This window comes from Desulfosporosinus meridiei DSM 13257 (genome assembly GCF_000231385.2).
Taxonomy (GTDB): domain Bacteria; phylum Bacillota; class Desulfitobacteriia; order Desulfitobacteriales; family Desulfitobacteriaceae; genus Desulfosporosinus; species Desulfosporosinus meridiei.
The window spans coordinates 793,176-811,571 of the sequence record NC_018515.1 but is presented as its reverse complement, the minus strand read 5'-3'; the positions used below and the strand labels follow the sequence as shown (position 1 = coordinate 811,571).

Annotated in this window: 14 protein-coding genes and 2 other annotated features; of the genes, 3 read left to right on the top strand and 11 right to left on the bottom strand. The window is 40.3% G+C overall.

Features of this window, described 5'->3' with window-relative positions; all coding sequences use genetic code 11:
• Window positions 1-242 precede the first annotated feature (242 nt).
• Window positions 243-2,033, top strand: a complete 1,791-nt coding sequence (locus DESMER_RS03755) for an L-lactate permease (protein WP_014901733.1) — start codon at window positions 243-245, stop codon at window positions 2,031-2,033.
• Between the two features lie 121 nt (window positions 2,034-2,154).
• Here DESMER_RS03755 and DESMER_RS03750 read toward each other — a convergent pair whose 3' ends face one another.
• From DESMER_RS03750 to DESMER_RS03715, 8 genes are all read right to left on the bottom strand, one after another.
• Window positions 2,155-3,675 (bottom strand): CapA family protein, encoded by a 1,521-nt coding sequence (locus DESMER_RS03750; RefSeq protein WP_014901732.1) that lies wholly within the window; start codon window positions 3,673-3,675, stop codon window positions 2,155-2,157.
• Window positions 3,676-3,805: 130 nt separating this feature from the next.
• The gene (locus tag DESMER_RS03745; RefSeq protein WP_014901731.1) at window positions 3,806-4,447 is read right to left on the bottom strand and encodes a cyclase family protein; all 642 of its coding nucleotides are present in this window, start codon (window positions 4,445-4,447) and stop codon (window positions 3,806-3,808) included.
• A 179-nt stretch (window positions 4,448-4,626) separates the two neighbouring features.
• On the bottom strand, window positions 4,627-5,412 hold the full coding sequence (locus DESMER_RS03740; RefSeq protein ID WP_014901730.1) for an enoyl-CoA hydratase/isomerase family protein: 786 nt from the start codon (window positions 5,410-5,412) through the stop codon (window positions 4,627-4,629).
• A gap of 160 nt (window positions 5,413-5,572) precedes the next feature.
• Window positions 5,573-6,244 carry a SanA/YdcF family protein gene (locus DESMER_RS03735; RefSeq protein WP_014901729.1) on the bottom strand — a complete coding sequence of 224 codons (672 nt, stop codon included), beginning with the start codon at window positions 6,242-6,244 and terminating at the stop codon, window positions 5,573-5,575.
• 479 nt (window positions 6,245-6,723) lie between these two features.
• Entirely contained in the window at window positions 6,724-7,518 is a 795-nt protein-coding gene (locus DESMER_RS03730) for an ABC transporter ATP-binding protein (protein WP_014901728.1), read from the bottom strand.
• A 4-nt stretch (window positions 7,519-7,522) separates the two neighbouring features.
• Window positions 7,523-8,428, bottom strand: a complete 906-nt coding sequence (locus DESMER_RS03725; RefSeq protein ID WP_014901727.1) for an ABC transporter permease — start codon at window positions 8,426-8,428, stop codon at window positions 7,523-7,525.
• A 20-nt stretch (window positions 8,429-8,448) separates the two neighbouring features.
• Window positions 8,449-9,453 (bottom strand): ABC transporter substrate-binding protein, encoded by a 1,005-nt coding sequence (locus tag DESMER_RS03720; RefSeq protein ID WP_014901726.1) that lies wholly within the window; start codon window positions 9,451-9,453, stop codon window positions 8,449-8,451.
• A 122-nt stretch (window positions 9,454-9,575) separates the two neighbouring features.
• Window positions 9,576-9,820: a binding site (T-box leader), on the bottom strand.
• A 187-nt stretch (window positions 9,821-10,007) separates the two neighbouring features.
• A complete protein-coding gene (locus DESMER_RS03715) occupies window positions 10,008-10,670 on the bottom strand; it encodes an NUDIX hydrolase (protein WP_014901725.1) in 663 nt (220 codons plus the stop codon).
• A 244-nt stretch (window positions 10,671-10,914) separates the two neighbouring features.
• On the opposite strand from DESMER_RS03715, the gene DESMER_RS03710 reads away from it, so the two are divergent.
• Both DESMER_RS03710 and DESMER_RS03705 read left to right on the top strand, forming a co-directional pair.
• The gene (locus DESMER_RS03710; protein ID WP_014901724.1) at window positions 10,915-12,216 is read left to right on the top strand and encodes an aminotransferase class I/II-fold pyridoxal phosphate-dependent enzyme; all 1,302 of its coding nucleotides are present in this window, start codon (window positions 10,915-10,917) and stop codon (window positions 12,214-12,216) included.
• A gap of 351 nt (window positions 12,217-12,567) precedes the next feature.
• Window positions 12,568-13,110: a hypothetical protein gene (locus DESMER_RS03705; protein ID WP_014901723.1), complete on the top strand. Its 543-nt coding sequence runs from the start codon at window positions 12,568-12,570 to the stop codon at window positions 13,108-13,110.
• Between the two features lie 43 nt (window positions 13,111-13,153).
• Here the strand turns inward: DESMER_RS03705 and ileS are convergent, their stop codons facing one another.
• From ileS to hisF, 3 genes are all read right to left on the bottom strand, one after another.
• Window positions 13,154-16,255 carry an isoleucine--tRNA ligase gene (ileS, locus tag DESMER_RS03700; RefSeq protein ID WP_014901722.1) on the bottom strand — a complete coding sequence of 1,034 codons (3,102 nt, stop codon included), beginning with the start codon at window positions 16,253-16,255 and terminating at the stop codon, window positions 13,154-13,156.
• Window positions 16,256-16,337: 82 nt separating this feature from the next.
• Window positions 16,338-16,562 (bottom strand) — a binding site (T-box leader).
• A gap of 218 nt (window positions 16,563-16,780) precedes the next feature.
• On the bottom strand, window positions 16,781-17,458 hold the full coding sequence (gene hisIE, locus DESMER_RS03695; RefSeq protein WP_014901721.1) for a bifunctional phosphoribosyl-AMP cyclohydrolase/phosphoribosyl-ATP diphosphatase HisIE: 678 nt from the start codon (window positions 17,456-17,458) through the stop codon (window positions 16,781-16,783).
• Window positions 17,459-17,629: 171 nt separating this feature from the next.
• Complete coding sequence (gene hisF, locus DESMER_RS03690) at window positions 17,630-18,394, bottom strand: imidazole glycerol phosphate synthase subunit HisF (RefSeq protein ID WP_014901720.1); 765 nt, start codon at window positions 18,392-18,394, stop codon at window positions 17,630-17,632.
• Window positions 18,395-18,396: the final 2 nt, after the last annotated feature.

Below are 18,396 nucleotides of genomic sequence, written 5' to 3'. Positions count from 1 at the left end.
TGTTAGTTATTCATTAGTGAAAATAAACTCAATTTATTGAAAATATTTTTGATTTAGTATAATATAAGACTACGTTCTTTCACAAAGTTTTGTTTTGGCCAGGTGGTATGATAGGTAAACCATTCTACTGTTCTGATGAACTGAGGGGTTCTATCTTGAAAGGTGGTGATTATTAGAAAGATAGTGAAAAAAGGAATTATTCTTATTATCTTATCTAAAAAAATTTATGAGGAGGTTTCAAGATGAGTACTGGAATATTAGCCATTCTTTCCTTGCTCCCCATCGCAGTTGTTGCAATTTTTCTCGTAGGATTACGATGGCCAGCAAGTAAAGCTATGCCGCTCTCATTTATTACAGCAGTTATACTCGCACTTTTTGTTTGGAAAGTCCCCGGTGCACAAGTGGCCGCCGCTTCAGCTAATGGTGTTGTTACCGCAGTTACTCTTATGTACATTATTTTTGGTTCGATTCTTCTTTTAAACACCTTGCAAGAAGGCGGTGGACTTCAAGCCATTCGTCGAGGATTTACCGGAATTACTACAGACCGACGTATTCAGGTTATCATCGTTGCTTGGCTTTTTGGTTCCTTCATAGAAGGCTCCTCAGGCTTCGGTACACCCGCAGCAGTAGCTGTTCCTTTGATGGTCGGACTTGGCTTCCCTGCAATGGCTGCCGTCGTTGCCGGAATGATGATTCAAAGCACCCCTGTATCTTTCGGAGCTGTAGGAACCCCTATGCTCACCGGTGTTGCTACTGGACTCAAAACTCCTGAATTACAGGCGTATGCCCAATCACTTGGCTATACAGATTGGAATACATTCATTGGATTTGCCATCGCAACAAAAGTTGCCTTCCTCCACTTTGTTGCCGGTGCATTTATTCCTCTCTTCGTTGTAGCTTTCATGACCCGCTACTTCGGTAAAAACAAATCCTTTAGTGAAGGTCTTAGAGTTTGGAAATTTGCTCTGTTTGCTGCGTTTGCAATGACAGTTCCTTATCTTATCGTTGCCAATTTACTCGGACCTGAATTCCCTTCAATGATAGGTGGATTAATCGGTCTTGCAATTGTTGTTCCTGCCGCTAAAAAAGGTTTCCTCATGCCCAAAGGGGAAGCTTGGGATTTTGAGAAGAAAGAAAATTGGGATCCCTCTTGGTCAGGCTCAGTCGAAATTAAAGACATTTCTGCTAAGACCACAATGAGCAGTGTAATGGCTTGGATGCCTTATGTTCTTATTGGATTAACCCTTGTTCTTACCAGAACTATAGTTCCTCTTACTGCTGCTCTGAAAAAAGCAAAATTCGTTTGGCCTTCAATTTTTGGAACAAATATAACTGCAAGTTGGGAAATCCTCTTTTCACCAGGTTCTGCATTTATCTTTGTCACAATTATTACCTTCTTCCTTCACAAAATGAGTGGTGCTGCTTATGCTAGAGCTTGGAAAGGCTCAGCAAAGACTATGCTTGGTGCGGGTTCAGCTCTTATTTTCACCGTGCCTATGGTTCAAGTATTCATGAATTCGGCAGGCGGTGCAGCTGGCTTCGAAAAGATGCCTATTGTCCTCGCTGAAGCTGTTGCAGGCTTAGCTGGTTCAGCATGGCCAATCTTCGCACCTCTGATTGGTGGACTTGGAGCCTTCGTTGCTGGTAGTAACACGGTTTCTAACATGATGTTTTCCCTGTTCCAATTCGGTGTAGGCGAGCGAATTGGAGTTGATCCAACCTGGATTGTTGCTCTTCAAGCTATTGGTGGTGCTGCAGGAAACGTCATCTGCGTACACAATGTCGTTGCAGCTTCAGCCGTCGTAGGTTTGCTCGGAAAAGAAGGCTATGTTATCCGTAAAACATTAGTAGTATTTACCTACTATGCTTTACTCCCAGGAGCACTTGGATATTCTCTTCTGTATACTGCGCAAAAAGGGTTCTTCAATATCGGTACAATTATTGTTGGATTAATCTGGGCTGCTGCGATTTATATCATTGCAACCAATAATGGCAGACTTAAGAATTTACCCAACTCACGTTTATCTGCATAATCTAAAATCTATCCTTAAAGAAAACAAAGTCCGGGCCAAATCATTTGGCACCGGTCTTTGTTTTTTGCGCTGCAACAATAGTTACTAGCAATCTTGCAGCAACCCATTTTAATCTGCAAATTCATTTTGACGGTTCTGGCCTATAACTGGCTGATAATTGACAGGGAATAATTTGTGGTGAACTTAACTCAACCAGTTTGCCATCTACAAAGTCATATTGTTGTCGAAAAATTTCAGTATATTTATACCATGGATTGGGATTACCTCCAAACACAAAATTTCCAAGACTATAGACTATACATCTTCCTTTATAATTCTCGTATTTTTGAATCACATGAGGGTGATGTCCGAGTACTAAATCTGCACCTTGGTCAATAGCCAGTTGGCCAAGCTTACGCTGAACTTGGGTTGGAAAATACTTGTTTTCTTGACCCCAGTGAAAACTAACAATTATCATTGAAGTTTTTTCTTCTTTTAGAGTTTCAATTTGAGTTTTTAATTGTAAAATTAGGTTATCTAAATTAACCCCCTCTTCGATTGGCCCTAAAGTATTTAAGCCTATTAACCCAACTTTTACGCCTTCTTTTTCATAAACTGTCACTTTTTCATCACCAAAACTTGAAATTTTTGCATGATCTAATGTTGCTACCGTGTCCTCATAACCTTTGTTCAAAAAATCCATGCTATGATTATTAGCTAGGTTAACTGCTTCGATACTTCCATCTTTCAAAATAGCTGTGTAATGCGGATTCCCCTTAAAGAAAAAGGCCCGGGTTCCTTGTGAACTCTTATTTGGTTTGTCAGTAGCTTCAGTCAAAGGACCCTCAAGATTAGCGATGGTTAAATCATCCCCAGCAAGAATATTTTTTACCCCTGAGAAAAAATATTCTGAACCTTTCAGAGTATAGTATTGATTAAAACTGCCTTCATATAAAAAGCGTTCATCTTGCCCTAATGTTACATCTCCGATGGCACTAACTGAAATTCTAACCTTATAATTAATAGTTTTCTGTGAAGACTTTTGTACAATGGCAACAGGTTCATAAGTATCAAGATCATCAAAATGCCACCATTCACTTGCTAAGGCCTTAAACCCGTTCTTAGTCATTACTTCTTTTAAATATTTTGCATTTTCGTTATCATTGACCCTAGCTGCATGCTCAGTGAAATCGTCAAAGCCTGTGGGCATAACTAGCTCATTCCCCTGATTATCTATTAAGGTTAAATCCACTGCTGAACCCCGCGAATGACTAGAATAACCCTTATATGGGTTTGCAATAAAACGAGAATCCGGAATCAAATTCCACAAAGCAAATTGTACTTCAGGACTCCTGTAGGCATCCCATATCTTCAAACGGTAGCCCTTCTTCTCGATCTCTTCAGCAACTTTTTTAAGTTTTTCAGCGGTACCCAGACGCAGCTTTGCCGCTGGACTTTCGTAAAGTTTGCTGTGCGTAAAATTATTTGCTGTTGCATACCTGATGTCTAATACCACACTCGGAACGATCTGTTGGACTTCGACGAACTTAGACTTATTTTCTTGGCTAAGTGAATATCCAAAGGTCTTGGTCGCTTGAACCTGACCAGAATAACCAAACAGCAAAACTAAAATAATGAGGTAAGGCAGAAAACGGTTTAACATGAAACTCCCCCCTTTGACTTACAGTTAAATTTAACTATAAAATCTCCAGAAAAGAGTCTTGTTATCTCAATTATCAACTTGTAAAATAGTGCTTCCATTCCTTCAATGGGTATTTATGTTAAAATATGTCTTAAAGTTCGATTGCAATTGCCCGAACCGGAGATCCATCTGCTAGTTTAGTCTTTAGTGGCATAACACTTAACAGAAAAGATCCTTTAGTATCAATTGAATCTAAATTTGTAAGATTTTCTATGATTATGATGTTCTTTTCCAAGAGAATTTTGTGAACTGGAAATGAGCTGCTTTCTATATCATCAATAGATATAGCATCAATCCCTATGCCTTTTAAAGCAAATTGGGATAACCATTTGGCCGATTTCTCTGTTAAATAGGGGAAACCCTTGTAGTATTTAGGATTCCCCCAATATTTACTCCAACCTGTTTTTAAGATCAGAAAATCTATCGTTTGAATGGTTTCCTCATGAGAAATAATACTTTCAATGTCTAGTACCTGGGTGTTTGACCTCGAAAAATCAAGAATGATCGCAGTTCCTATAAACTTATCAATTGCAAATTCATCTAAATACGGCCCATTCAGATGCATGTGAGCAGGTGCATCTATATGGGTACCGGTATGTGAGTACATCGTGATCTTGGCTTCTAAGAAACCATCATTTTCTAAAGTATTTGCCCTCTGAAAAATTGGTTGTTCTGTCCCGGGGAAAACAGGCATACTTGAATGAATAAGATGAGATAAATCAGTGACTTTCATGATTTCCTCCTTGTCCTTATGGTTAAAAACTCATGAACTAATATACCCTTACCTTCCCCCAAAGTAAATCCCCTAACCTTATTATAAAATTATAAGAGAATTTTTTTATAAATAAGTTTTGATCTAAAAAAGCTGGAAACACTGTTCAGCGATTCCAACTTTTTATAACTACTATTTCACTATCGATTCTTAAAAACAGGTTTTCTTTTCTCTGCAAAGGCTGTACAGCCCTCTCTAAAGTCTTCAGACGACCAGGCCAAGACTTGATACAGGGCCTCTAACTCTGCCTGCTGATAATAGTCATTTTTGGCTGCTTCGCGCATGAGCTTTTTATCGAGCCCAACTGCCATTAGTGGTTGCAAGGCTAGCCTTTCTGCCCACCTGATTGCTTCGGGCAGACACTCCTCGTGGGGAACAACCTTATTAATTAGACCCAACTTTTCTGCTTCCTCAGCATTAATGATTTTTCCATACCACAATAATTCTAAAGCTTTATGATAGCCCACTTTTTGAAATAAAAAGTGTGAGGCTCCACTATCCGGACAAAATGCTATTTGCATAAATGTAAAACCCATACGGGCTTGATCGGAAGCAATAATTAAATCGCAGGCCATACAGGCAGCTACGGAAGCTCCAGCTACAACCCCATTGAGTGCAGCTATGACCGGTTTTTTTAGTTCATAAATAGCAGTTACTAGGGCACCTGACCCGTCATAAGTCTCCTTAGCGCTGATAGGATCTTTCATAGAGGCCAATTTGGTAATATCCCCTCCACTAGACCACCCTTTGCCCGCTCCTGTTATTATTAGTACTCTAATCAGCTCATTGTCTGCTGCTTCTTTGCAGGCAGCCTGAACATCTGAACAAAGCTGGTCATTAACCGAATTCATTGTTTCAGGTCGATTTAATGTGAGAATCGCTACTCCGGTCTCCATTATATCCAGCTTAACCGTCTTCCACTCCATATCTTCTTTCCACCCCTCTTAAAGCTAATTTCTGATTGACCTAACATTCAGAATATGAATGGCTATTCATATTCTGATAAATCAAAATTCGCCGAAACTTACAATAATCCTCTATTTGGACACAAAATATTTCTGAGGCAAGGACAGCCGTAAGATTAGCCTACCTATCATCTGTAACCTTACCATCACCGATTACAGGAATAGAATCTCCTAGAAATGTCGGGTCTGGTTTAATAACCTTAGCCCATAAAAAGTCCTTATTACGCGCAGCAATTTCTCTCAGATTATACATAATCATTGCTTCTCCATAATCATGTCTGTCCGAAGAAACACCATAGGCTTCCAATCCCATAGCTCTGGCAACAAATACTGCTCGTTTCAGATGATATTCCTGAGTAACTATAATTACCTTTTGGACGCCAAAGATGTCTCTGGCCCTATACATACTCTCATATGTACTAAAACCTGCGTGGTCCATGAATACATCTTGCCCCGGAACACCCTTTTCTTTTAAGAACGTCTTCATGGAATTTACTTCGTCATAGTCTTTTCGACCATGATCTCCGCTCACTAATAGTTTAGGTGCTTTTCCCAGCTCATAAAGTTCATAACCTACGGTCAAACGATCCTTGAGCATTGTGGATACAGTTCCGCTTGGAAAAACATAGGCACCTAAAACCAAAACAGCGTCTGCACTAGGGACATCGTCAGTACTTAAGATGTAGCCTTCACCTACAGATTGGACATAATAATTGATGATTAAAGCTGTTGAGCCACCAAGTATGGTAAGCAAGACTAGGGAAATCAAAAGCTGTTTTACTCGTTTCTTCAAGCAACATCACTCCAGACTGTTTAAACGTCTCTGAGACAAATATTCTGCTTAATTTATCTCAAGGATTTATTTCTCTTCTTGTATAACTCAATTATATGTCCTATGAAGCGATAGTTAAATATCAAATGCAATTTAAAAGCCATCTGACATTTAAGCATGTCCCAAATACGACACTGGTCTCGTATTTGGGACATGCTTAAGATGAAGTTAGTGCCATTATAATCCTACAATTTTTCCTTTTTCTCTTGATTACAGAATCTATTCATTTAAAGGCATATTGGTTGTCGACATCCACTTTACCCCAGGACATTCAGATTTCATCAGGCCAAAATGTTAGAAAAAGCCAAGACTCTGGCACTGTAAATAATCACCACTTGGTAATGAACAGTAAAGGACTGTCTTACATATGTCTAAGGACACATTGTAAGACAGTCCTTATAATATTAATATAGTTCAATGCTCCTTATTCTGCTCTAGGCTCAACCTAAAAGCATTCTGTCGTTATCCAGCTCAGCTCCGCTGCGCTTTTCAAATTGTTCAATTAGGCGATCCACAGTCATATCTTTTCTTTCTTGTCCTTGAAGATCCATCATAATCTGACCTTCATGCATCATGATGGTCCTTGTTCCATATTCTAAGGAAGCTTTCATATTATGGGTAATCATCAGAGTACAAAGTTTTTCCTCCGAGACAATTTTACGGGTCAAACTCAAGACCTTGCGAGCTATGGTTGGATCCAAGGCTGCAGTGTGTTCATCAAGAAGCAGCAGACGGGGTTTAATAATTGTGGCCATCAGTAGGGTAAGGGCTTGTCTCTGTCCCCCTGATAGAAGCCCCACTTTGTGCTTGAGCCTATTTTCCAGACCCAGGTCCAATAGTTGTAGTCGCTCCTTGAAAAGGTTAATATCCTTTTTAGACACTCCCGCCTGTAGTCCTACAGATTTCCCTTTAGCAAAGGCAATAGATAAGTTCTCTTCAATGGTCATGTCATGGGCAGTTCCCCTCAAGGGATCTTGAAATACTCTGCCAATATGCCTTGACCGTTTATACTCCGGATCAAATGTTATATCTGTTGAGTCCAGAGTGATCCTGCCATTATCAATCTCATAGACGCCAGAAATACAATTCATAAGGGTTGATTTTCCCGCTCCATTTCCACCGATAATGGTTACAAATTCTCCTTCCCCCAAGGATAGATTCACATCCCTAAGAGCAAGTTTCTCATTAGTGCTTCCTTTGCTAAATGTCTTGCTTAACGACTCGACTCTAAGCATGAGGTTATTTGCTCCTTTCGTGCGGTGTTTTCGACATCTTCCGTTTCACAACTGAAAGGCGCTTTTTAAAAACTGGCATAGCCATTGCTATTGCCACAATCACGGCAGAAACAAGCTTAAGGTCAGTAGGTGGCATACCAAGTTCTAGAGCAAAGGCGATAATTAAACGATAGAGAATTGAACCTAGAATAACCGCCATGAGCCTTCTTAAGAGTGAACTTACGCCAAAAACAACTTCTCCAATGATTACTGAAGCCAAACCAATAACAACCATACCAATCCCCATGCCCACATCCACAAAGGATTGTGACTGGGCAATCAGGGCACCGGCTACCCCAACTAATCCATTGGAAAGAGCTAATCCCACCAAAATTATGGAGTCAGTATTCACTCCCAGGGCTCTTACCATTGCGTCATTATCCCCTGTCGCTCTTAAAACAAACCCCAGCCTGGTCTTTAGAAAGAGAAACAGTAAAAAGAGAATTAATAATAAAACCGCTAAAGAAAACCCCAATTTATTATAGTCCCTAAGAATTTCTTCAAAGGGACTAAAGACGGTTATCTTATTAATCAACGGAATATTTGCCCTGCCGCCCATGACCTTCAGGTTCAAGGAGTATAGAGCCAACATGGTCAGAATACCCGCCAAAAGCGGCTGAATCTTTAGTTTGGTATGAAGCAAAGCTGTGATAGCTCCTGCTCCACACCCGGCAATAAATGCAGCCCCTAAGCCTAAAAAAGGATGCCCATTTAGACTCAAGACCACAGACACTGCCGCCCCAAGGACAAAACTTCCGTCAACACTTAAGTCAGGCATATTAAGGGTTCTAAAGGATATAAAAACGCCTAATGCCATTACTGCATAAATTAATCCTAATTCCAGAGAACCCATTAACACCATGACACTCATTTCTTTTATCCCCTTGTTTCTTAGTTTTCAAATACCTGAGCGGCAGATTTCAGCACATCTTCAGGCAGATTAATTCCGATAGCCTTTGCTGTTGAATTATTGAGATAAATGTCCATATCCTTCATGGTTTTTACCGGAATATCCCCGGCTTTTTTCCCTTTCAAAATCTCAACAGCCATAGCTCCGGTTTCTTTACCCAACACTTGATAGTTTATTCCATAGGTCGCAAGCCCTCCGTCTTTAACCATAGAATCCGCACCAACATAAACTGGTTTTTTAGCCTTGTTAGCAATTTGAGTAACTAGAGGCATAGCGGAAGCCACGGTGTTATCAATAGGAGAAAAGAGAACATCAACCTTATCAACTAAGGATGTGACTGCTTGCTGTACCTCCGAAGAGTTCGTCACAGTGGCATCAATAACCGTCATATTGTTCTTCTTAGCATATTCTTTTAACTCATTAACCACAGAAACCGAGTTTGTTTCACTTGAATTATATAATGCCCCAATGGTTTTAAAATCAGGAGTAATGCGCTTACTTAACTCCATAATTTTTTCTGCTGATACAGCATCTGATGTGCCAGTAACATTTCCGCCTGGTTGTTCCATATTGGTGACCAACCCAGATCCCAGCGGATCCGTACAAGCTGAGAAAAGAATAGGTATATCTTTCGTCTCACTAACGACTGCTTGCGCTGAGGGTGTAGCAATAGCAACAATCAGGTCATATTTGTTGCTTACAAATTTTTGAGAGATAGTTTTCAAATTTGTTTGGTCACCTTGGGCATTTTGATAGTCAATAGTAATCGATTCACCATCTTTATAGCCTTGAGCCTTTAATTCTTCAATTAATGAATCTCTGATAGTGTTGAGGGATGGATGTTCAACAATTTGTATAATACCAATTTTCTTTTTCGTATCGGTGCTGCCAGTATTTTCAGTTTTACTGGGGGCACAAGCTGTTAAGGATAACACGAGAGCTAGGGTCATAAAGGCTGAGATCACTACCGCTAATGGTTTTTTCATAGAAGATACCTCCCCATTTTTAATTATATAATTTATTTGAGGGTTCCTTCTCTGCACGTATCATTCGAGTCGCGGTTCCGAATGATAAGAAGTGTGGACACAAAACAAAACGCCTATCCCTAAATAAGGACAGACGTTAATCTGCGGTACCACCTTAGTTGATGCAAAAATGCATCCTCTCCTGCAGAGTGCCAACACACCCTTAGCCCAGTAACGCTGGCTTAGCGTTGGCAGCTACTAAGACCTAAGCCTTTTCGCTCCACCCTCTGGGGCCCATTTATCCGCTCCATTACCTGCCGAGCTCCCACCCTTCTCGACTCTCTTTGAGGTTGGCCATGCGGTTTTACTTCCCCTTCAACAGTTTATATAATCATAGCACTCTATCAAGGGGATTTCAAGAGTCTGTTTTTGGCATGCAACTGTTCTAGAATAATTTACTTCTAAGGATATTTTTGATAATAGTAAAAATCTCAGAGGAGAAGCGGATAACTTATGTAGAATAACAACTGAATATCGACCCCTGATATGCGGTGATGATAGATAAGAGTTAATCTTTACGCCTTAATTTTTCCTATGACATCTCTAATTAGTCTGGCAGTTATGCCCCATATTACCTCTCCCGCAACTCTATAGACAAAAATATTGTTCATTATATTTCCCCATGGCCTTGTATACCGCTCAGGCAACCCCAATTCTTTGGTTGGAAAAAGAACAATCTCTTCTCCCGCTTGGTTAATGTAGGACGGATGGGCAGTAATACTTACCTGATAAAGCTCGGGTTCATTGTTTTCAAAATGCGAAACGGGCACTGAAAAAATTCTCTCTACTTCATCAGAATTTATGTTCAACTCATCCAGGCTACTTATATCAAGCACCCCTAGAAATGCGTCAACAGTAGTACCCATTACTGATATAATAGTGTCAAGGGGGCCTATAACCCTGATTTTATCTGGGGAAACACCTAACTCTTCAACAGTCTCCCTTAAAGCTGTCTCCTTAAAATCTGCGTCCTTAGTGGGATCAAATTTTCCGCCAGGGAAACAAATCTCCCCACCTTGTCGAATCGATGCTGATCTTTTTTGGAAGACAAAATGATACTCTCCTTTGACAGGCAATAGCAGCGCTAAAACAGCAGAATTAAAAAATTCTTCTTTGCCATTTATTCCGGGTAATGCCGGCCACCTTTTGATTAAACCATCTAAGTTTGATTTATTCATCGATCAAATACACTTATCCTCTCACAAAAGGCTATTTCGAAAGTTAATGCTTCTTACCCCTGTAAAACAGTGTTTACGCTTTCACAAAATGTAGTAATTAGTTTTCTCCATTAATTCAAAAAATCCTTTCATTTTAGGATAAATACTAGAGGAAAAAACCATTTTAGTGTACAATTTAGTTGCTTAGGATTGATAACAAATTTCACTATAAATTGACACCTAGATTGAGCAAGGGAGTAATAATATGAATGAAATTGCCCAAGACTTAAATATTAAAATTCAACGCGAAAATCCCCATGTTTACGAGTTATTGTCAACACTTGGAAAAGAGCTCTACTATCCTAAGGGCATCCTGACACAGACAGCTGAGGCGAAACAAAAAGCCCATCGCTTTAATGCTACTATTGGAATTGCAACGGAGCAAGATCATCCGATGTTCTTACCATTAATTCAGGAAACACTTTCGAACTATGATCCCAAAGATCTCTATCCTTATGCTCCTCCTGCAGGGAAACCGGAACTGAGGCAGCTTTGGCGCGATAAAATGTTACAGGAAAACCCTTCTTTGATCAATAAATCATTCAGTAATCCCATAGTAACGAATGCCTTAACTCATGGCTTAAGTATTATCGCAGATTTATTTATCGATGAAAATGATCCTCTGGTATTACCTGATAAACTATGGGGTAATTACAACTTCATTTTCGGAGTCCGCAGAGGAGCGAAGAATATTACTTTTCCTTTCTTTACAGAGGAAGGGGCGTTTAATACCCAAGGCATGAAGGAAGCACTGCTTTCCAAGAAAGAGCATGGAAAAGCTATTTTGTTACTTAACTTCCCGAATAACCCAACTGGTTATACCCCTACAGAACAAGAAGCAGCAGATATCGTTGCTGCTCTAAAAGAAGTTGCAGATCAAGGAATGAATTTAGTCGTAATTAGTGATGATGCCTATTTCGGATTATTCTACGAAGATTCTATTAAGGAATCCCTGTTTGGGAGAGTCACCAATATTCATCCTAGAATATTGCCAATCAAAGTTGACGGAGCTACAAAAGAGGATTACATGTGGGGCTTTCGGGTAGGGTTTATAACCTTTGGTTCAGAGTATCCCGCGGTATTAGACAGCCTGGAAAAAAAGACTCAGGGAATTCTACGAGGTACGATTTCCAGTGCTTCACACCCTGCCCAAACCTTTGTGTTAAAGACCATCCGGTCGGCAGAGTTTCAAGCTCAGAAAAAAGAAAAATACGAAGTCTTAAGACAACGTGCCATTAAGGTCAAACAAATACTGGATCAAGGGGATTATAAGGACGCTTGGGACTCCTATCCTTTTAATTCAGGTTATTTCATGTGCCTAAAACTTAAAGGAGTCGATCCCGAAACTCTGCGCCTCCATTTACTGGAGAACTATGGTGTTGGGATCATCTCCCTTGGGGAAACTGATATTCGAGTAGCTTTTTCTTGTGTTGAAGAAGAGGAACTTAAAGATCTTTATGACCTTATTTATCAGGGATTTAAGGATTTGGTTGGTAAAACTATTTAGGTAGCCATTTATTTCGTGACCTTTATTTATTTCGTCGATCTTTATGATTAACTGTCAGCGAACTCGTTCTACTAGAGATGAACGCCAAGTTTTTCGTAACAGAATTTATTTATGCTAATTGTTTAATAATACCCGTGGTTAGATATTTGTATCTAACCACGGGTATTTTCTGATGACCTTTAACCCGCTTTTACTGCACATAACCATCTCGCTTAAAATAAATTTTGTCACTAATAGATTATTTAGGTTTTGTCTTTAGCTAAATCGACAGAATTCTCTTTATTACTTAGGACGTTGTCCAGGAATAATTATATAATATTCTTACAATTAATTTATAAGAGGAGGGTGAGTATGAAAGTCCGACAAAGATCTGTTTTCCTGGTCTTGCTTCTAATAATGTTGTTTTCTTTTCCTAGTGTTGCCTCTGCTAAAACCGATGATTACGGTTACAATCCTCAAGCACGGTCTTTTAAAGGAACTTTAGACAATTGGGAAGCTTTTATGAGGGGAGCCCCCCCCACTCCTGTGGATTGGAAAGCAAAAGATGTTATTTTTATTGAGCGAAAATGGGACAAGCGCTTTGATCCCATGATTCAGGGCGAGCCTCCCGCTGCTCCGGGAGCATGGCAAAAGGCCAAGCTGTGGGAATACTTATCTGGAGATAAACTTGGCTGGACATGGCATCAAGCTTTGGAAGTGGTTTATTCCCCTAATAGACCGATTCCCGGCGCGATAGTACTCACTCCTGAGGAGATGGGGATTGAAGGTTTTTATTGTGTGGTTATGGAAGAGTGGTTGGTTGACCCTCATGGGAAAAAGACTATAGTTGAAGATTTCAACTTAAAACATAATATCATCAAGAGAGCACTTCACTGGAAAGGCTGGAAGCATTAGCTTCCAGCCTTCCCTTTTGTAATTCCCTATCCTCATGTTGATTCTATAATTTGACCAGCTTCAAACCTGTCTCATGACCGTTAAGACTCTGCCTTTCTAAGCCCATATCCTCGATTCGCTCAATATTGTCGGCCAGCGTCTCTTGCTTAATATAGTCTTCGAATAATTTGACTGCCTCAGCTATTTCCTCATCACCATCAAAGTATATCTTAATTCTGTCCATCATCTCATAACCATTGTTCTTTCTCATCTGCTGTACCTTGGAGATATACTCCCTGGCATAGCCTTCATTAATCAGTTCCTTGGTCAAAGTAGTGTCTAGTATTACAAATAAATTGTCCTCTACTGTCATTGTAAAGCCTTCTTTAGCCGAGATAGTGGTGATTACATAATCCTTAATTAAGTCTAGAAGCTCACCCTCTACCTCTACTGAGATTGTTTCCCCAGCCTCTAGCTTGGGCACAACTGCCGAAGCGTCTAGGGACGCCAGCACCTTACCTAATGATTTTACTTTAGCCCCAAAGATGGAACCTGCCACTTTAAAATTAGGCTTTAAGCTAAAGTTTAAATACTGGTTCAAATCCTTGGCAAACACAACCTCCTTGACATTTAATTCCTCTTGAATTAAGGGAAGCATGTAGGCTATTAGTTGTTCATATTTACCGTCAATCAATATCTTTTGGACAGGTTGTCGCACCTTGATTTTCACCTGTTCCCTTGCCGCCCGGCCTAAACCAACTAGATTCCTCACCAAATCCATTCTATATTCCAATTCCTCGTCGATTAGCCCTAAATCGGCAACGGGGTAATCTGCTAGATGAACTGATAGCTCATCTGTCAAAGTTCGATAGAGTTCTTCCGCAATATATGGTGCAAAGGGAGCTACTAATTTAGATAGTCCCACAAGTATTTCATAGGTTGTATTGTTGACAGCTTTCTTATCGTCAGTTAACTCTGACTCCCAGAAACGTCTGCGCGAACGTCTAATGTACCAATTGGAAAGATCTTCATTAACAAACTCCTGAATCTTTCTCACCGCTTTGGTCAGATCAAAAACACTAAGATCTGACTCTACCCCTTGGAGAAGGCTGTTATACTTTGACAATATCCAGCGGTCTAGCTCTGGTCTGTCTGGGTGGGCAATAAAGAAATCCCGGGGATCCAGCTTATCCGTCGAAGCGTATAAGGAAAAGAACGCATAAACGTTTCTCAAAGTGCCAAAAAATTTACTTTGTACTTCCTTAAGCCCTTCAATATCAAATTTAGTCGGAATCCAAGCTGGGGAAACATGGAGTAGATACCACCTTAAAGCATCTGCTCCGTATTGATCAAAGAGCTCAAAGGGATTTACTGTATTTCCTTTGGACTTAGACATTTTGTGTCCGTCTTTATCTAGAATCAAGTCGTTGACCAATACTCGTTTATAGGGAGCTACTCCCTTAATAAAGGTAGAGATAACGAGCAGAGAATAGAACCATCCTCTCGTCTGATCAATTCCTTCACAAATAAAATCTGCCGGGAAAAGTTGATCAAAGTTTTGACTGTTTTCAAAGGGATAATGGTGCTGAGCAAAAGGCATTGAGCCACTGTCAAACCAGCAGTCAATAACATCCGTTACTCTAGTCATTGTCCCGCCACATTTTGTACATTTAAGGTGAATATCATCTACAAAGGGCCGATGTAATTCGATGGTCGTTTCATCCAGTGCCTCGACGGCATTATCAACTAATTCTCTTCTTGAGCCAATTGATGTCGTGTGTCCACAATCACATCTCCAAATATTAAGGGGTGTTCCCCAATATCGGCTTCTGGACAAAGCCCAGTCATTAGCGTTTTCTAACCAGTTGCCAAATCTTTTTTCACCGACGTAATCCGGATACCACTCAACACTGTTATTGTTTTCTACCAATTTGTCTTTGAATTTAGTCACTTCAATGTACCAGCTGGGTTTAGCATAATATAGGAGTGGGGTCTGACATCTCCAGCAGTGTGGATAATTATGCTCCATCTTTTCTTTTTTAAATAGTTTTCCTTCAGCATGCAGCCACTTGATAATTTCTAAATCTGCCTCCATAACAAAGTTCCCTGCCCAAGGTGTGGTCACAAACTTTCCAGTTTCATCGACAGGCTGAAGCACCGGCAAATTATATCGACGTCCGGTATTATAATCATCCTCCCCAAAGGCTGGAGCAGTATGAACAATTCCTGTACCGTCTTCAGTTGTTACATAGTCCCCTACGGTGACAAAAAATGCTTTCTTATCGGCCTTGACAAAAGGCATCAATTGCTCATATTCCACATGCTCCAGGTCTTTTCCTTTGATCTCTTCTATTACCTCAAACTCTTCACCCAAGACCTTATGGGACAGGGTCTTAGAAACATAATAGATTTCCTCATTCTGTCTAACCTTTAGGTATACTTCTTCAGGATTTACGGTTAGTGCCACATTGGAAGGAAGAGTCCAGGGCGTTGTTGTCCAGACCAGAAAATACTCCTGAACATCTTTGCGCTTAAATTTAACCACAACTGTGTTACTCTTAATTACTTTATAGCCTTGGGCTACTTCATGAGAAGCTAATCCCGTTCCGCAGCGGGAGCAATAGGGCAAAATCTTATGTCCTTCATAAATTAAACCTGCTTTAAAAAATTGATCTAAGATCCACCACACACTCTCAATATAATTATTATCCAAGGTTACATAGGGATGATCTAAATCAATGGAATATCCCATGCGCTTGGTCATCTCTCGCCATTGCTTCTCATAGCTAAACACAGATTCTCGACACTTTTGATTGAAATCGGCAATTCCATAATCTTCAATTTCCTGCTTGTTAGAAAGCTTGAGCTGCTTTTCAACCTCTATTTCCACAGGAAGACCATGAGTATCCCAGCCAGCTTTACGCTTGACTTGATACCCCTGCATGGTCTTGTACCTACAAACGGAATCCTTTAACGTTCTGGCGATAACGTGGTGTATCCCTGGTTTGCCATTGGCCGTAGGAGGACCTTCGTAAAAAACGAAAGGTGTTTTTCCTTCCCTAATTTGAATACTTTTTTTTAGTATCTCCTGTTCATCCCAAGAATTTGCTATTTCGCTTTCCCTTTTAGCCACCGTCAGATCCGAAAGAGGTTTAAAATTAGACATCATCATCTTCCCTTCTTATTTGAGCAATGTGTTGACCTAGTCATGTTGGATAAATAACATCAAGAAATCCCTAAGTCTATGACTTAGGGACGGATTATCCGCGGTACCACCCTTTTTATTAATAGAAATAGTTACCTACCCATTAATCGCTTAAAACATGTAACGCATGCCTACGGAGCAACTTAGATTCCTTCAGCCGCCCAACTCCAAGGTGATCTTCACAAAAAACCTTCGTCATAATCTTTCAGCCTAGGATTATGTCTCTAAAGCCCAGTTTTTTTGTTACTGTCCTTTTCATCATTGTTGTTAATATTTTTCCCAATATCCATGTGATTAAACCTAATATTGTTTTATAATATTCCAGCTACATGAATATTGTCAAGAGCTTTAATGTCCAACCCCATATCCTTTCTGGATCCGATACCAACGATCAAACACAGATGACTCCTTTTAGAATAAGGAATCATCTGTATCTAATTTTGCAGACTTTAATGCAATTACTCTCCAGACCCTTTTGGGACATATCTAATCCTTACTTCGCCTTTTAAGAAGTTCTCTGCTAACTTCTTCTACGCTGACCCCTCGCTCTTCCAACATCACTAAGACATGATAGAACAAATCCGAAACTTCACACCTTATCTCATCCGGATCAGAATTTTTAGCAGCAATAATCACTTCTGCACTTTCTTCTCCAACCTTTTTGAGGATTTTGTCAATTCCCTTTTCAAACAAATAAGTGGTATAAGCCCCCTCAGGACGTTCTAAGTTCCTAGAGTGAATAACTTCCGTTAAAAGTTCTAGAGTCCTGCCCAGTGTTAGCTCAGGTCTTACCTCCGGTTCCCCGATCTCTTTAAACCCTTCGTTAGTTAAATCATAGTGGAAACACGAAAAGTAATTTTCATGGCAAGCCATACCTATCTGCTTCACAGTCAAGAGTAATGTGTCCTTGTCACAGTCAAATTTAATGTCGACGATCTCCTGAAAATGCCCAGAGGTTTCCCCTTTCAGCCACAAGGATTGTCGGCTTCTACTATAATAGCAAGCCTTCCTCTCAAGCAGGGTTCGCCGTAAGGACTCTTCATTCATATATGCCAGCATTAAGACTCCTTTAGTCTCTACATCCTGAACAATCGCAGGCACAAGGCCCTGAGCATCCCAGCGGATCGTCGATAAGTCTAAAGCTTGAATTATATTTCTATCCATAGGGATCTTCCTTTCTCCATACCATTAACCACTTAAGCTTGTTAGTTAGTTTTGACTAAGTATCAAATTATATCATTTATTCCTTAATCATGATCGCCTAATCTTCTTTTCTTAACGGAAGTATTTAAGGGTTTTAGAATTAACACAAGTCTTCGAAGATCGAGTTCTATGTCAGGCAAGTCCACGAACAAGGATCCCCTGTTCCGCCAAATATTGTTTAGCCTCCTGAATACTGTACTCCTTATAATGGAAGATAGAAGCGGCTAAGACTGCATCAGCTTCCCCTAGAGTCAAGCCTTCTGCTAAATGTTCTAAGGTTCCAACCCCACCGCTGGCAATAACGGGCAGGGATACGGCTCTGCTAACAGCACGAGTTAATTCTAATTCGTAACCAATCTTAGTCCCGTCACGATCCATGGAGGTTAAGAGGATTTCACCTGCTCCTAGAGCCTCTACCTCAGCAGCCCACTCTAAAACATCCTTACCTGTCGCTGTTCTACCTCCGTGTATGTACACCTCCCATTGACCCTGTGCTTTTTTTCGTGCGTCAATAGCTACAACAATACACTGACTTCCGAAAGCATGAGCACCTTCCTGAATGAGTCTGGGAGTTTTTACTGCGGATGTGTTTAAAGCTATTTTATCTGCTCCTGCCCTGAGCATACGACTAATATCCTCAAGAGTGCGCAAGCCTCCTCCGATGGTAAAGGGTATAAAAACTTCCTCGGCTGTACGACGTACTACATCTACCATGGTTTCTCGATTATCTGAAGATGCGGTTATATCTAAAAATATTAGCTCATCGGCACCTTCTCGATCATACAAAGCTGCTAGTTCTACGGGATCTCCTGCGTCACGCAATTGTACAAAATTTGTTCCCTTGACCACACGCCCATCATGGACATCTAAGCAAGGAATGATACGCTTACTTAACATGC

Bases quoted from the DNA above. Each gene is read 5' to 3' on its own strand.
- DESMER_RS03705 (WP_014901723.1), top strand. From the start codon at position 12,568: ATGAAAGTCCGACAAAGATCTGTTTTCCTGGTCTTGCTTCTAATAATG.
- DESMER_RS03710 (WP_014901724.1), top strand. From the start codon at position 10,915: ATGAATGAAATTGCCCAAGACTTAAATATTAAAATTCAACGCGAAAAT.
- DESMER_RS03715 (WP_014901725.1), bottom strand. From the start codon at position 10,670: ATGAATAAATCAAACTTAGATGGTTTAATCAAAAGGTGGCCGGCATTA.
- DESMER_RS03730 (WP_014901728.1), bottom strand. From the start codon at position 7,518: ATGCTTAGAGTCGAGTCGTTAAGCAAGACATTTAGCAAAGGAAGCACT.
- DESMER_RS03740 (WP_014901730.1), bottom strand. From the start codon at position 5,412: ATGGAGTGGAAGACGGTTAAGCTGGATATAATGGAGACCGGAGTAGCG.
- hisIE (WP_014901721.1), bottom strand. From the start codon at position 17,458: ATGGATAGAAATATAATTCAAGCTTTAGACTTATCGACGATCCGCTGG.
- DESMER_RS03725 (WP_014901727.1), bottom strand. From the start codon at position 8,428: ATGAGTGTCATGGTGTTAATGGGTTCTCTGGAATTAGGATTAATTTAT.
- DESMER_RS03745 (WP_014901731.1), bottom strand. From the start codon at position 4,447: ATGAAAGTCACTGATTTATCTCATCTTATTCATTCAAGTATGCCTGTT.
- hisF (WP_014901720.1), bottom strand. From the start codon at position 18,394: ATGTTAAGTAAGCGTATCATTCCTTGCTTAGATGTCCATGATGGGCGT.
- ileS (WP_014901722.1), bottom strand. From the start codon at position 16,255: ATGTCTAATTTTAAACCTCTTTCGGATCTGACGGTGGCTAAAAGGGAA.
- DESMER_RS03750 (WP_014901732.1), bottom strand. From the start codon at position 3,675: ATGTTAAACCGTTTTCTGCCTTACCTCATTATTTTAGTTTTGCTGTTT.
- DESMER_RS03720 (WP_014901726.1), bottom strand. From the start codon at position 9,453: ATGAAAAAACCATTAGCGGTAGTGATCTCAGCCTTTATGACCCTAGCT.
- DESMER_RS03755 (WP_014901733.1), top strand. From the start codon at position 243: ATGAGTACTGGAATATTAGCCATTCTTTCCTTGCTCCCCATCGCAGTT.